Below are 12,388 nucleotides of genomic sequence, written 5' to 3'. Positions count from 1 at the left end.
CGGCTTATTGCAGCTCAAGCAGCAGGTTCAGGCCGCCATCGCCGCACTTGCCGTGGTCGCGAACCACACCGTGATAGCTGCGACCATCCCATATGAAGGCGACGCTGTGCGCACGCTCCACTTTGTCTGGCAGCGGAGGGCAGATGTGCAGGCGCAGTGCAGGGCGGCCCTGCAGGCTGAGTGCGGCAAGTTGGCACTGGCACTCCACACGCTGGGCAACTGGACCGAACAGGGTGTCGCGTACGTAATCGAGCTGTACCTGGGTGTTGGGCGCACGGCCGGGCATTTTCATGGCCGTCGGGCTCTGGCTATCGGGTGAGCAAGGGGGGACTGGAGGGACATGGGGCAGGCTCCTGGTTAAAGATGGCGTGGATCATCTTTTTGAAGCCTATACATGGCATATGTTCAACGTATTTCATCGGTTACTGGCTGGAAGCTAGTGCAACGGCACAGCACTTGAGTCTGTGCAGCCCGTTCATCCGGCCTTGCGCAACGTGAGGTTGATCCGCCGCTCCCCCATCCTGGGATGCACACCGGGCTTGATCGGCAGCACCCCATGAAAACGCAACCGGTCCTCACCTCCCCAGACCAGTACATCGCCGTGGTTCAACGCTATCCGTTGCGTGCGGTCCGAGCGCTGCAGCCCTCCAAACAGGAACACCGCCGGCAACCCCAGCGAAATCGACACGATCGGTTGGCCAAAATCCGCCTCATCGCGGTCCTGGTGCAGGCTCAGGCGGGTACCGGGCAGGTAGTGGTTGACCAGGCAGGCATCGGGCACGAAGGCCTCGAAGCCTGCGGCTGCGGCCGCGCGACCCGCCAGGTCTAGCAGCACGGGCGGCAGGGCAGGCCAGGGGCTGCCGCTGACAGGGTCGGTCGGGCTGTAGCGGTAGCCCTTTGCATCACTCACCCAGCCCAGCGCACCGCAGTTGGTCAACGCCACGGCCATGTGCAGCCCGCCAGGCGTGCGCATGTGCCGCAAGGGCGCGGCGCGCAGCACCGGGCGCAAGGCATCGAGCAGCGGCTCGATTTCGGCCAGGGCAAAGCCGGGCAGCAACACGGTATGGCTTGCCAGCCGTTGCGCCTGGGTGCCGAACAGGTCGAGGTCTGACTGGATCATGATGAGGGCTTCGAAGCAGGTGTCTGGCCATTCTAACGCTGCGCGTCGCTCGGTGCATGCGCCGGTTGCGCCTGCAAACGGCCTATCGACCCGCGGCGTCTGCCGCACGGCGCAGGGGTGACGCCAGGCCAATTCTCCCGCACACTGCGGAAAAATCCCACGCCCGTTGCCACTACCGTGAGGTGGCACAGCTGGAGCAGAAAATGGCGCGACAACCAATAACAAACGCCCAAGACCCGTTATACGAATCCCGCCAGGCCCGTCTCAGGCTGGCCAACGAAGGTGAGCTGCCGCTGGGCATGCTGCGCGAAGAAATCGATGCCTCGTGGCGGCGCAGCCTTGGCCATGGGCTGGATTGCCTGCAGGGCGAGCAGGTCGGCCTGGGCCTGCAGCAAGGCCACGACCTGCGCGCATTGCTCGAACAGAACCGATTGCTGGTAGATGCCGTCACCCCCGAACTGGACTACCTGGTTGCCCGCCAGGGCAAGGCCGGCATCATCATCCTGGGCGACGCGCACGCCAACGTGCTGGCCATCGAAGGGCAGAAGCACGTGCTCAACCGTGAAGGCCTGCGCGACCTGCACCCCGGTAGTTGCTGGAGCGAATCGTTGCGCGGTACCAACGCCATCGGCACCGCGGTGGTGGAAGGGCGACCGACGTTGATCAACTGCGGTGAGCATTACCTGGACCGACTCAGCCCGTTCTCCTGCACCTCGGTGCCGTTGCGTGACCCCCATGGCCAGGTGATCGGGGTGCTCGACATCACCCGCGAAGGGGTCATGGCCCAGCCACAGGACAGCCTGTCGATGTTGATGCTCGCCGCTGGCAATATCGAAAGCCGGCTGTTTGGCCTGCACCATTCGCAGTTGCTGGTGCTGGCCTTCCACAGCCGCCCGCAATACCTCAACAGCGCCTGGCACGGCCTGCTGGCGCTGAGCCTGGACGGTGAAGTGAGGGCTGCCAACGATAACGCCTGCCAGTTGCTGCAAGTACCGCGCGAAGCGTTGGTTGGGCGGCGCAGCAGCGACTTGCTGGGGGAGCGTTCGTCGGCCTTCATCGCACGGCTGTGGCAGGGCGGTGTGAGCAGCGTGCCGACCGCCAAGGGTGAGTTTTTCTGCCGTGCCCTGCAGTTGCCGCGTCATGGTCGCCTGAACGGCAGCGTGGCGCCCGGCAAGCCGACGTTGAGCAACCCTTCACCCGCGTTGGACGCCCTGGCCGGCGGTGATCCGCGTCTGGCGCGCAACCTGCGCATGGCCCGCCAAGGGTTGGGCAATGGCCTGCCCGTGCTGCTGCTGGGGGAGACCGGCACCGGCAAGGAAGTGGTGGCGCGTGCCCTGCACCACGCCAGCCGCCGCGCCGACAAGCCCTTTGTCGCGGTGAACTGCGCGGCCATCCCTGAGGGCCTGATCGAGTCGGAGCTGTTCGGTTATCGCGAGGGCGCTTTCACCGGTTCGCGCCGTGGCGGGATGGTCGGGCGGCTGATGCAGGCCCACGGCGGCACGCTGTTCCTTGATGAGATCGGCGATATGCCACTGGCCCTGCAGGCGCGGTTGCTGCGCGTATTACAGGAGCGCCGTGTGGCCCCGCTGGGCGCGGCCGACGAGCAGGAAATCGACGTGGCGCTGATCTGCGCTACCCACCGCGACCTCAAGCGCCTGGTGCACGAGCAGCACTTTCGCGAGGACCTGTATTACCGGGTCAACGGTGTATCGCTGCGGCTGCCGGCACTGCGCGAGCGCGACGACCTGGCTGCGATCATCGACGGCTTGCTGGACAAGGCCGGTGCCAAGGGCGTGGGCCTGGACCCGGCGCTGACCGCACTGCTCGAAGGTTTTGACTGGCCGGGCAATATCCGCCAGCTGGAAATGGTCGTGCGTACCGCCCTGGCCATGCGTGAAGACGGTGAGCCACTGCTGACCTTGGAGCACCTCACCGATTGCCTGCTGGATGAACTGGCTGGCGGGACTTCGCCCTCTGGCAGTTTGAAGGACAACGAACTGGAGCTGATCCGCGGCGCCCTGGCGCGCCATCAGGGCAACGTTTCGGCCGCCGCCGAGGCCCTGGGCATCAGCCGGGCGACGTTGTATCGCAAGCTCAAACAGTTGCGCGGCTGACATGGGCGGCTTGTTCGCCAGGCTGGTGGAATCCAGCGACCCCGTGCTCATGCGCCAGGCCCTGACCTGGCTGTATGGTTTCGTACGTCCGCAGCGGCGCGCCATCGGCGTGTTGCTGGGGTTGTCCCTGGGCGCCTCGTTGCTGGCCCTGGCGCAACCCTGGTTGGTCAAAACGCTGATCGACGAAGGCCTGCTGGCCAAGAACTACCAGATGCTATGGCACATGGCGGCGATCATGATCGTTGCCGGCCTGCTCGGCACGGTGCTGGCTGGCGTCAACCGCTTCCTCCACACGCGGCTGTCGGGGCGCATCCTGTTTGCCCTGCGCGACGATCTGTATCGGCACCTGCAACGGCTGTCGCCGACGTTTTACGCGCGTCGGCGCACCGGCGACATTCTGTCCAGGCTCGATGGCGATGTCGCCGAAATACAGCGCTTTGCCGTGGATTCGCTGTTCTCGGCAGTGTCAGCGGTGATCGGCCTGGTGGGCGCGGTGGCGTTGATGTTGATGTTGTCCTGGCAGTTGTCGCTGCTGCTGGCGTTGCTGATCCCGCTTGAAGTGCTGTGGCTGCGCTGGATGCGGCGCAAGGTCGAGCGCGAGGTGCGCAACCTGCGGGAGCGCTCGGCGGACGTGTCATCGTTTCTGGTCGAGACGCTGCCGGCAATGAAGTTCATCCAGGCGGTGGGCCAGCAGGACCGCGAGGCTGGGCGCCTGGACCAGCTCGGCCAAGGCTATATGCGCCAGTTGCTCAAGGTGCAGGTCACCGAGTTCTTCACCCAGGCGATCCCCGGTACGCTCACCTCCTGGTGCCGTGCCTGCGCGTTCCTGGTGGGCGGTTGGTGGGTCATCCAGGGCACCTGGCAACTGGGGGCGTTGATTGCGTTTTCCACTTACATGGGCATGGCCGTTGGCCCGGTGCAGAGCCTGTTGGGCCTCTATGTGGCGGTGCAGCGCATGGCGGTGAGCCTGGGTCGGGTGATGGAACTGAAGCAGGAGGCAGTGGCTGTGTGCGAAGCGCAGACGCCCCGCCCCATGCCGCAAGGCCCTGGTGAGCTGCGCCTTGAAGGCGTGCACTTTGCCCATGACGGGCGACAGGGCGCGGTGCTGGCGGATGTCCACGTGTGCGTGCCAGGGGGCCTCAAGGTCGCCATCAGCGGTGCGTCCGGCGTCGGCAAGTCGACCTTGATCGACCTGTTGCAGCGCTTCTATGACCCAGATGCCGGGCGCATTCTGCTGGACGGTGCAGACCTGCGTGAACTCGACCTGGCAGCCCTGCGCCAGCGCATCGCGGTGGTCAGCCAGGACATCGTGCTATTGCGGGGCACCCTGGCGCAGAACCTGGCGTATGGCGCCCCCCACGCCAGCCGAGATGCACTGGAGCAGGTGGTGCGCCTGGCACATCTGGAGCCGCTGGTAGAAAGCCTGCCGCTGGGCCTGGACAGCATGCTCGGTGAGCGCGGCCAGCAGCTCTCCGGTGGCCAGAAACAACGCATCGCCATCGCCCGTGCCGTGCTTCAGGCCCCGTCGATCCTGGTGCTGGACGAGGCCACCTCGGCCGTGGACGAAGCGACCGAACGCGAGGTGATCGCCGCCATCGACCAGTTGTTTGCCGGGCGCACGCGCATCCTGATCAGCCATCGCGCGTCAACCTTGGCCGATGCCGACCTGCACTTGCATCTGCAAGGCGGCCAGCTGTGTGTGCTGCCGCAGGAGGTCATCGGGCATGGGCAATGATGTGCGGGTCGGGGTGATCGACAGTGGCTGCTCGCCCGCGCAGGCCCACGCGCTCGCTGCAGCGCGACGCTTCTGGCTCGCTGATGGCTTACTGCACGACGGCAAGCCGGAGCCTGACCGCCTGGGCCATGGCAGTGCCGTGGTGGCGTGCCTGCAAGAGCAGGCGGGCCAGGTGCCGCTGCTGTTGGCCCAGGTGTTCACCGGCCAGGCGAGCACCAGCGCCTTGCAGGTGGCCGGCGCCTTGCTATGGCTGGCGGAGCAGGGCGCCACACTGGTCAATCTCAGCCTGGGGCTGCACCAGGATCGGCCGGTGTTGCGCCAGGCCTGTGCCGAGGTTCAGGCGGCGGGCGTGCTGTTGTGCGCCTCGAGCCCCGCACAGGGTGCGCCGGTCTACCCGGCGGCGTACCCAGGTGTCGTCCGCATGACCGGCGATGCCCGCTGCGCACCGGGGCAATGGTCGTGGCTCAACAGCGCCCAGGCCGACTTCGGCGGCTATGTTGGCGAGCGCAGCATGGCCGGGGCCAGCCTGGGCTGCGCCGCGATGACTGGACGAATCGCTGCCCTGTTGCAGCAACAGCCTGGTCTTGGCCGAGAGCAGGTGCTGGCCTGGCTGCAAGCTCATGCGGCGTTCGTCGGCCCTGAGCGGCGGGGCGTGCGGGATGCCTGAGCCACGCATTCTGGTGTTGGGTGCCGGACCGGCCGGTGCTGCCACGGCGATAGGCCTGCGGCGGCTGGGGTACCCGGTCACCGTGGTCTCAGACTGGCGCCGGTTCGCAGCGGTGGAAGGGGTTTCGCAGCGAGTGCTGGAAGGCTTGCGCCATGCCGGCCTGGGGCGCGCCTTGAGCGAAGCTGCCATGCCCGCAACCCGCCAGGTGCACTGGAGTGGCGAGCAGTTGCACATGAATCGCGAGTACCTGCTCGACCGCCAGCGCTTTGATCGCGCCTTGCGTGATGACCTCGCCCGGGCAGGGGTAGCAGTGGTCGAGGGGCGCGTCCGTGAGGTGCTGCGCGCTAGCGGCCATCAGGTGCGCCTGGATGACGGGCGGCACCTTCAGGCCGACTTCCTGGTCGAGGCACGGGGACGCCAGGCACCGTTGGCCGCTGACCGCTTGCGGGGGCCAGAGACGGTCAGCCTGCTCAACCTCTGGCAGGCTGAGCCTGGCGCACCGGCTTCGGCGGTGCAAAGCCTGGACGATGGCTGGGCGTGGATGGCCAGGTTGGCCGACGGACGCTGCTACTGGCAGATCACCCTGAATGCCGAAGGGTTGCCGGGCAAGGCCGCCCTCCCTGACTACTGCGCGGCGCGGCGAAGCGAGTCGGCGCTGGTGGCAGCCTTGTTCACGGCACGGGCCCTGGAACCTGCGCAGGTGCATGCGCGCAGCAGTACGGCGATTCTGGCCGGCGAATGCGTGGGGGATGACTGGATACGGGTAGGGGATGCGGCGATGGCGGTCGACCCCCTGTCGGGGAACGGGATTTTCCAGTCGCTGTCGTCGGCGCTGCAGGCGCCTGTGGTGGTCAATACCTTGCTGCGCCGGCCGGCGCGCGCGAGCCTGGCCAGGCAGTTCCATCAACAGCGGGTCGAGCAGCTGTTCTTGCGTTTCGCCCGCATGGGCCGGGATTTCTATGCCCAGGAGCAGGCGCGTTCCGGGCAGCCATTCTGGGCACGTCGCGTGGGCTGGCCAGACAAGCAGCCACTGCACCTGGCAGCGAACTGGCCATCGGTCGCCGTGGCGCGGCGGCCGGTGCTGCGCGATGGCTGGGTGGATGAGGCCGAGGTGGTGGTGACGGCGGACCAGCCATTGGGAATCTGGCATCTGCAGGGCGTGGCACTGGCGCCGGTGGTGCGCGCCTTGTTGGCAGGGCAGGCACTGGACGAGGTCATGGGCAATCAGCCGCAAGAGCAGAGGATGATGTTGCGACGATGGTTGGCAGGGCAGGGGTACGCCTGATATCCGCCGTGAGCGCGACTTGCCCCGGGGCGCAGGCCCGCAGCACCCCCAGCGCTGGATGGGCAGTCCAGCGGCTGGGGGCATTTCACCCTGTGGGGGCGGCGCTACCCACGCAGGGTCCAGGGCAGAGGAAGGATCACAGCTTGATCAACACCGACTTGAGCTCGGTGTAATGCTCGATCGCCGCCGCGCCCATCTCGCGGCCGACACCGGACATCTTGTAGCCGCCGAACGGCAGCGCCGGGTCCAGCGCACTGTGGCAGTTGACCCACACCGAACCTGACTTGATGCGCGGGATCATCCGGTGCACCGCGGCAAGATCGTTGGACCAGATGCTTGCGCCCAGGCCATAGGGGTTGTCGTTGGCCATGCCGATCACCTCGTCCAGGTCATCGAACGGCATCGCCACCAGCACCGGCCCGAAGATTTCTTCCTGCACCAGACGGTGACGCTGGTCGACATCGACGATCACCGTTGGCTTGACGAAGTAACCCGGGCCAAAGCCTTCACCACCGCAGGCAATGGTCGCACCCAGCTCGCGGCCCAGCTCGATGTAGCCGGTAACGCGGTCCTGCTGCTTGGCCGAAATCAGCGGGCCCATCTGCACGGCCGGGTCCAGGCCGCTGCCGAGCTTCATGCCATTGGCGATACCGGCGATGTCCGCCACGACATTGTCGAAGTGCTTGCGGTGCACGTACAGGCGCGAGCCCGCGCAGCACACCTGGCCCTGGTTGAAGAAGATTGCTGTGGCGGCGCCGGCGGCGGCTTCCTGCAGGTTGGCGTCGGGCATGACGATCGTTGGCGACTTGCCACCGAGCTCCAGGGTGACGCGGGTCATGTTGTCCATGGCCGCCTTGCCGATCAGCTTGCCAACCTCGGTCGAGCCGGTGAACGTCAACTTGTCCACGCCGGGGTGGCGGCTGAGGGCGGCACCGGCGTTGAGGCCGGTGCCGGTAATGACGTTGAGCACGCCGGCCGGGTAGCCTGCCTCGTCCACCAGTTCGGCGAGTTTGAGTGCCGTCAGCGGGGTTTCATCTGCGGGTTTGAGCACCACGGTGCAGCCGGTGGCCAAGGCCGGGCCGAGCTTCCAGCAGGCCAGCAACAACGGGAAATTCCAGGCGACGATGGCACCGACCACGCCCACTGCCTCGCGGCGCACAAAACCGTGGAACTGGTCGTTGGGCATCAACGGCATCGACGGTTCGACGGTGCTACCCTCGATCTTGGTGGCCCAGCCCGCCATGTAGCGCAAGAAGTCGATGGCCAGTTGCACGTCCATGACCTTGGCCACCGCGGCGCTTTTACCGTTGTTCAGGCATTCCAATTCGGCCAGTTGTTGCGCGTCGCGCTCCATCAGGTCGGCCAGGCGCCATAGCAGGTTCTGCCGCTCACGCGGGCGCAGGCGGCTCCAGGGCGAATCGTCGAAGGCCTGGCGGGCGGCGCGTACGGCCCGGTCGACGTCTGCCTGCTCGGCGGCGGGTACTTCGCCCAGCACTTCGCCGGTGGCCGGGTTGCGAAATGACAACGTGCGGCCGCTGGCGGCGTCCTGCCAGTCGGCGCCGATGCGCATCTTCAGCTTGCGTTCGAGAAAGGCGCGGGTGGAGGGCAGGATGGGCAGGTCGGAAAGCATGGGGCGTTGCCTCTTGTCATGGGGTGTGACGGGCCTAGGCGCAATGCTCGTGCCAACGTTGTAAAGGGGGTACAACGTGTTGATGTTGCTAGGTTTTGCCCGTGTGCAAAGCCATGCTTTCGTCAGTGCGCTGTTGCACATTGAGACGGTGTGAGACGGTGGTTGCAACAGTGCTTGGCCGGTCCTGTCGCCGGCAAGCTGGTTCCCACCGGTGTGCAGCGCAGTACTCATGCGCCGACGTTGCAGCGAGGGGCCTGTCTCAACATGAAACACTCTGTCGCGAAATGGCACGGTCCACCTCAAGCCAGGTGGCGTCTGAACGCCCCGACAAATTCACTAACAGGCTGAAATAAAAAGACTTTCAACCAGGTGGCACAGTTTCTGTATCACAACCGTCACATGCACACCTACTGTACCAAAGCGTGCGAAAAACCATAAGAACAACAACCGTGGAGGTCTGACCTTGAAGACGACTCGACTCCGGCGGCATGCGGGCAAGCTGGCACTCCTCGCCGCCGCACTGCTGGGCACCCAGGCCATGGCGGCCGAGCAGGGCCCGGCCCTGTTGCAGAACAAGTGCATGGGGTGCCATATCCCCGAGGGCAACGATACCTACAGCCGTATCAGCCACCAGCGCAAGACGCCCGAAGGCTGGCTGATGAGCATCGCGCGCATGCAAGTCATGCACGGCCTGCAAATCAGTGATGACGACCGCCGTACCTTGGTCAAGTACCTGGCCGACAAGCAAGGCCTGGCGCCAAGTGAAACCGATGGCGTGCGCTATGCCATGGAACGCCGGCTCAATACCGTCGAACACTTCGATACCCAGCTCAGCGAAACCTGTGGCCGCTGCCACTCCGCAGCGCGCGTCGCGCTGCAGCGCCGCCCGGCCCAGGAATGGGAGCACCTGGTCAACTTCCACCTCAGCCAGTGGCCCTCGCTGGAGTACCAGGCCCAAGCGCGCGATCGTGACTGGCTGGACATTGCCCTCAAGCAGGTGGTGCCAGACCTGGCCAAGCGCTTCCCGCTGGAAAGCCCGGCCTGGGCCGATTGGCAGAAGGCCCGGCCCACCGCCGATGCATTGCCAGGGCAGTGGGCCTTCAGTGGCCACATGCTTGCCAAGGGCGACGTGCGCGGGGTGATGACGGTCAGCCCGGACCAGGGCGACACCTTCAAGGTCGAAGTCAAAGGCGCCTACGCCGATGGTACGCCGTTCAACGGCACCGGCTCGGCCATCCTTTACAACGGCTATGAATGGCGCGGCAACGTCAAGGTTGGCGAGGCCAACCTACGCCAGGTCTTTGCCGCCCTCGATGGCGAGATGAAAGGCCGCATGTTCGAGGCTGAGCACGATGAGCGCGGGCTGGACTTCACCGCGGTGAAAGCCGGCACGCCACGGCTGTTGGCTGTGCAGCCTGCCTTCATCAAGGTCGGTGGCGAAAGCGAGATTACCCTGGTAGGCAGCGACCTGAGTGGCAAGCCCAACCTGGGTGCCGGCGTCGAGGTGGTGCAGGTGCTGGAGCAGACGCCGACCCTGATGCGGGTCAAGGCACGGGCGGCGGCAGATGCCACGCCTGGCCAGCGTGACGTGGCGGTAGGTGCGCTGAACGGTGCCACCCTCGCAGTCTACGACAAGGTCGAGGAGGTGAAGGTGGTACCGGCGTTTTCCATCGCCCGTATTGGCGAGAACGGCGCCTCGGTACCGAAGGTCCAGGGCCGCTTCGAAGCCGAAGCCTGGGGCAAGGACGCCAGCGGGCAGCCGCTGCGTATTGGCTACCTGCCCGCGACGTGGAAGGTCGAGCCGTTCAATGAACGCGCCGCTGACGACGAAGACGTAAGGTTTGCCGGGCAGATGCAGGCTGACGGCGTGTTCGTTCCAGGCGGTGCCGGCCCCAACCCTGCGCGCAAGATGATGACCAACAACGCTGGCAACCTGAAAGTCATCGCCACCCTGGCTGACGGCGGCCACATCGGCGAGGGCCACTTGATCGTCACCGTCCAGCGCTGGAACAACCCGCCTTTGCCATAAGGGCGGGTTACCAGACGCATTTATCAACGGATCGATTATCGGGAGGCCGCCATGGGCGCACTACTGAACCTGGTCGAGCGCAACCTGCACGAAGTGCAGGTCGATGCTGACCGCATGCTGTTCCATATCCCCAGCAGTTCATTGTTCACCGCCGATGCGGTGACCGGTGGCATCATCGACACCCTGCGCCAGCAGAGCTGCTCCGCCGAGGCGCTGATGCAGCAGCTCGGCCAACAGTTCGCCGGCGACGATATCCAGGACACCCTGCGCGAACTGATCGCGCTGGAGCTGGTCAGCGACGGCTCGCCGCTGACCCCGGAGATCGCCCTCAAGCAAGTCGAGCGTACGGCGCTCAATACCGTGGTGCTCAACGTCAATACCGGCTGCAACTTAAGTTGCACTTATTGCTACAAGGAAGACCTGGACAAACCGTCCGCCGGCAAGAAAATGAGCACCGCCACTGCCGAGGCCTCGGTGGACATGCTGCTCAAGGAGTCTCCCGACGAACAACGCTACAGCGTCGTGTTCTTCGGGGGCGAGCCGCTGTCCAACCGGGCGCTGATCGAGCACATGGTGGCCTACTGCGAGCGGCGCTTTGCCGACGCAGGCAAGCAGGTGGAGTTCATCATGACCACCAACGCCACGCTGCTCACCGAAGAGATTGTCGACTGGCTCAATGCCCACCGCTTCGGTGTGTCGGTAAGCATCGACGGGCCCAAGACAGTCCACGACCGCAACCGTATCACCGTGGGCGGGCAGGGCACCTATGACGTGGTTCGGCGCAAGGCCGACATGCTGCTGTCGCGTTACACCAGCCGCCCGGTCGGTGCGCGGGTGACCTTGACCCGCGGTATTACCGATGTCGAAACCATCTGGCACCACCTGTTCAACGAGATGGGTTTCGCCGAGGTGGGCTTCGCCCCGGTCACCTCGGGTGATATGGCTGATTTCAACCTCACCGCAGACGAGCTGGTCGCGGTGTTTGCCAACATGAAAGCCCTGGGCCGCCGCTATCTGGAGGCGGCGCTGGAGCACCGCAACATCGGCTTCTCCAACCTGCACCAGTTGATCACCGACATCCACGAGGGCCACAAGAAGGCCCTGCCTTGCGGCGCCGGGTTGAAGATGCTGGCCGTGGACCACAAGGGCGAGCTGAACCTGTGCCACCGCTTTACCGGCTCCAGCCTGCCGACGTTCGGCAACGTGCACCAGGGCGTCAAACAGGCGCAGCTCAACGACTTCCTGTCGCAACGCCTGGACCGTAGCAACACCGGTTGCGACAGCTGCCGCATCCGCAACCTGTGCTCTGGTGGCTGCTACCACGAAAGCTACGCACGCTATGGCGACCCGCAGCACCCGACGTACCACTATTGCGAACTGATGCGTGATTGGGTCGACTTCGGCATCGAGGTCTACAGCCGCATCATGGCCGCCAACCCGGCCTTCATCGACCGCTACATTACCCCGCGGAAGGCGCACTGACATGAAGCACTTGAAGCCCCTGAACAACAAGGCGCGCATCCTCGAGCAGGCTGCCGCCCAAGACCGCGTCGAAGAAGTCATGGCCATGAGTGCGGTGGCCGGCTGTACCGCCACGACCGACCCGGGCTGGGAAGTCGACGCCTTTGGTGGCGTGAGCTCGCTGTGCCAGCCAATGGAGGCGGACTTGTACGGCTGCTCCGACCCTTGCTGGTGGCCGGCACAGGTGCCGGACATGATGAGCACCTATCAGGACTGGAACGCCCAGGCGACCAATTCGCAGGACGATTGGCGCAACCTCGGCACCGTGTTCCCGAAAGACAAGTGAC

The 12,388-nt window shown here is 65.4% G+C and carries 10 protein-coding genes; 7 read left to right on the top strand and 3 right to left on the bottom strand.

The window, feature by feature from the left end; genetic code table 11:
* Nucleotides 1-4 precede the first annotated feature (4 nt).
* Both L6D80_RS18125 and alkB read right to left on the bottom strand, forming a co-directional pair.
* A complete protein-coding gene (locus tag L6D80_RS18125) occupies nucleotides 5-292 on the bottom strand; it encodes a hypothetical protein (RefSeq protein ID WP_054902974.1) in 288 nt (95 codons plus the stop codon).
* Between the two features lie 183 nt (nucleotides 293-475).
* Nucleotides 476-1,120, bottom strand: coding sequence for a DNA oxidative demethylase AlkB (alkB, locus tag L6D80_RS18120; RefSeq protein WP_176516606.1), 645 nt, complete (start codon nucleotides 1,118-1,120; stop codon nucleotides 476-478).
* 203 nt (nucleotides 1,121-1,323) lie between these two features.
* On the opposite strand from alkB, the gene L6D80_RS18115 reads away from it, so the two are divergent.
* The 4 genes from L6D80_RS18115 to qhpG are packed head-to-tail and all read left to right on the top strand — an operon-like array spanning nucleotide 1,324 to nucleotide 6,921.
* Nucleotides 1,324-3,234, top strand: a complete 1,911-nt coding sequence (locus L6D80_RS18115) for a sigma-54-dependent Fis family transcriptional regulator (RefSeq protein ID WP_176516608.1) — start codon at nucleotides 1,324-1,326, stop codon at nucleotides 3,232-3,234.
* A gap of 1 nt (nucleotide 3,235) precedes the next feature.
* Nucleotides 3,236-4,969, top strand: coding sequence for an ABC transporter ATP-binding protein (locus L6D80_RS18110; protein WP_176516610.1), 1,734 nt, complete (start codon nucleotides 3,236-3,238; stop codon nucleotides 4,967-4,969).
* A complete protein-coding gene (qhpE, locus tag L6D80_RS18105; RefSeq protein ID WP_054902970.1) occupies nucleotides 4,959-5,636 on the top strand; it encodes a subtilisin-like serine protease QhpE in 678 nt (225 codons plus the stop codon). The genes L6D80_RS18110 and qhpE overlap by 11 nt, the downstream gene beginning before the upstream one ends.
* Nucleotides 5,629-6,921 (top strand): flavin-dependent monooxygenase QhpG, encoded by a 1,293-nt coding sequence (gene qhpG, locus L6D80_RS18100; RefSeq protein ID WP_176516612.1) that lies wholly within the window; start codon nucleotides 5,629-5,631, stop codon nucleotides 6,919-6,921. The genes qhpE and qhpG overlap by 8 nt, the downstream gene beginning before the upstream one ends.
* Before the next feature lie 136 nt (nucleotides 6,922-7,057).
* On the opposite strand, the gene L6D80_RS18095 is transcribed toward qhpG, so the two are convergent.
* Nucleotides 7,058-8,551 (bottom strand): aldehyde dehydrogenase family protein, encoded by a 1,494-nt coding sequence (locus L6D80_RS18095; protein WP_176516614.1) that lies wholly within the window; start codon nucleotides 8,549-8,551, stop codon nucleotides 7,058-7,060.
* Between the two features lie 463 nt (nucleotides 8,552-9,014).
* On the opposite strand from L6D80_RS18095, the gene peaA reads away from it, so the two are divergent.
* Genes peaA through qhpC form a run of 3 tightly spaced genes read left to right on the top strand, consistent with a single transcriptional unit; the run spans nucleotide 9,015 to nucleotide 12,387 of the window.
* Nucleotides 9,015-10,580 carry a quinohemoprotein amine dehydrogenase subunit alpha gene (gene peaA, locus L6D80_RS18090; protein ID WP_176516616.1) on the top strand — a complete coding sequence of 522 codons (1,566 nt, stop codon included), beginning with the start codon at nucleotides 9,015-9,017 and terminating at the stop codon, nucleotides 10,578-10,580.
* A gap of 51 nt (nucleotides 10,581-10,631) precedes the next feature.
* Nucleotides 10,632-12,062, top strand: coding sequence for a quinohemoprotein amine dehydrogenase maturation protein (gene peaB / locus L6D80_RS18085; RefSeq protein WP_176516618.1), 1,431 nt, complete (start codon nucleotides 10,632-10,634; stop codon nucleotides 12,060-12,062).
* Nucleotide 12,063: 1 nt separating this feature from the next.
* Nucleotides 12,064-12,387, top strand: coding sequence for a quinohemoprotein amine dehydrogenase subunit gamma (gene qhpC, locus L6D80_RS18080; RefSeq protein WP_054901462.1), 324 nt, complete (start codon nucleotides 12,064-12,066; stop codon nucleotides 12,385-12,387).
* The last annotated feature ends 1 nt before the right edge of the window (nucleotide 12,388 follow it).

The organism is Pseudomonas ceruminis (assembly GCF_021602025.1).
Taxonomy (GTDB): domain Bacteria; phylum Pseudomonadota; class Gammaproteobacteria; order Pseudomonadales; family Pseudomonadaceae; genus Aquipseudomonas; species Aquipseudomonas ceruminis.
The sequence above is the reverse complement of the archived record's forward strand: the minus strand, read 5'-3'. Positions and strand labels throughout refer to the sequence as shown.

Coding starts and splice junctions, on each gene's coding strand:
- L6D80_RS18125 (WP_054902974.1), bottom strand. CDS start 292: ATGAAAATGCCCGGCCGTGCGCCCAACACCCAGGTACAGCTCGATTAC.
- alkB (WP_176516606.1), bottom strand. CDS start 1,120: ATGATCCAGTCAGACCTCGACCTGTTCGGCACCCAGGCGCAACGGCTG.
- L6D80_RS18115 (WP_176516608.1), top strand. CDS start 1,324: ATGGCGCGACAACCAATAACAAACGCCCAAGACCCGTTATACGAATCC.
- L6D80_RS18110 (WP_176516610.1), top strand. CDS start 3,236: ATGGGCGGCTTGTTCGCCAGGCTGGTGGAATCCAGCGACCCCGTGCTC.
- qhpE (WP_054902970.1), top strand. CDS start 4,959: ATGGGCAATGATGTGCGGGTCGGGGTGATCGACAGTGGCTGCTCGCCC.
- qhpG (WP_176516612.1), top strand. CDS start 5,629: ATGCCTGAGCCACGCATTCTGGTGTTGGGTGCCGGACCGGCCGGTGCT.
- L6D80_RS18095 (WP_176516614.1), bottom strand. CDS start 8,551: ATGCTTTCCGACCTGCCCATCCTGCCCTCCACCCGCGCCTTTCTCGAA.
- peaB (WP_176516618.1), top strand. CDS start 10,632: ATGGGCGCACTACTGAACCTGGTCGAGCGCAACCTGCACGAAGTGCAG.
- qhpC (WP_054901462.1), top strand. CDS start 12,064: ATGAAGCACTTGAAGCCCCTGAACAACAAGGCGCGCATCCTCGAGCAG.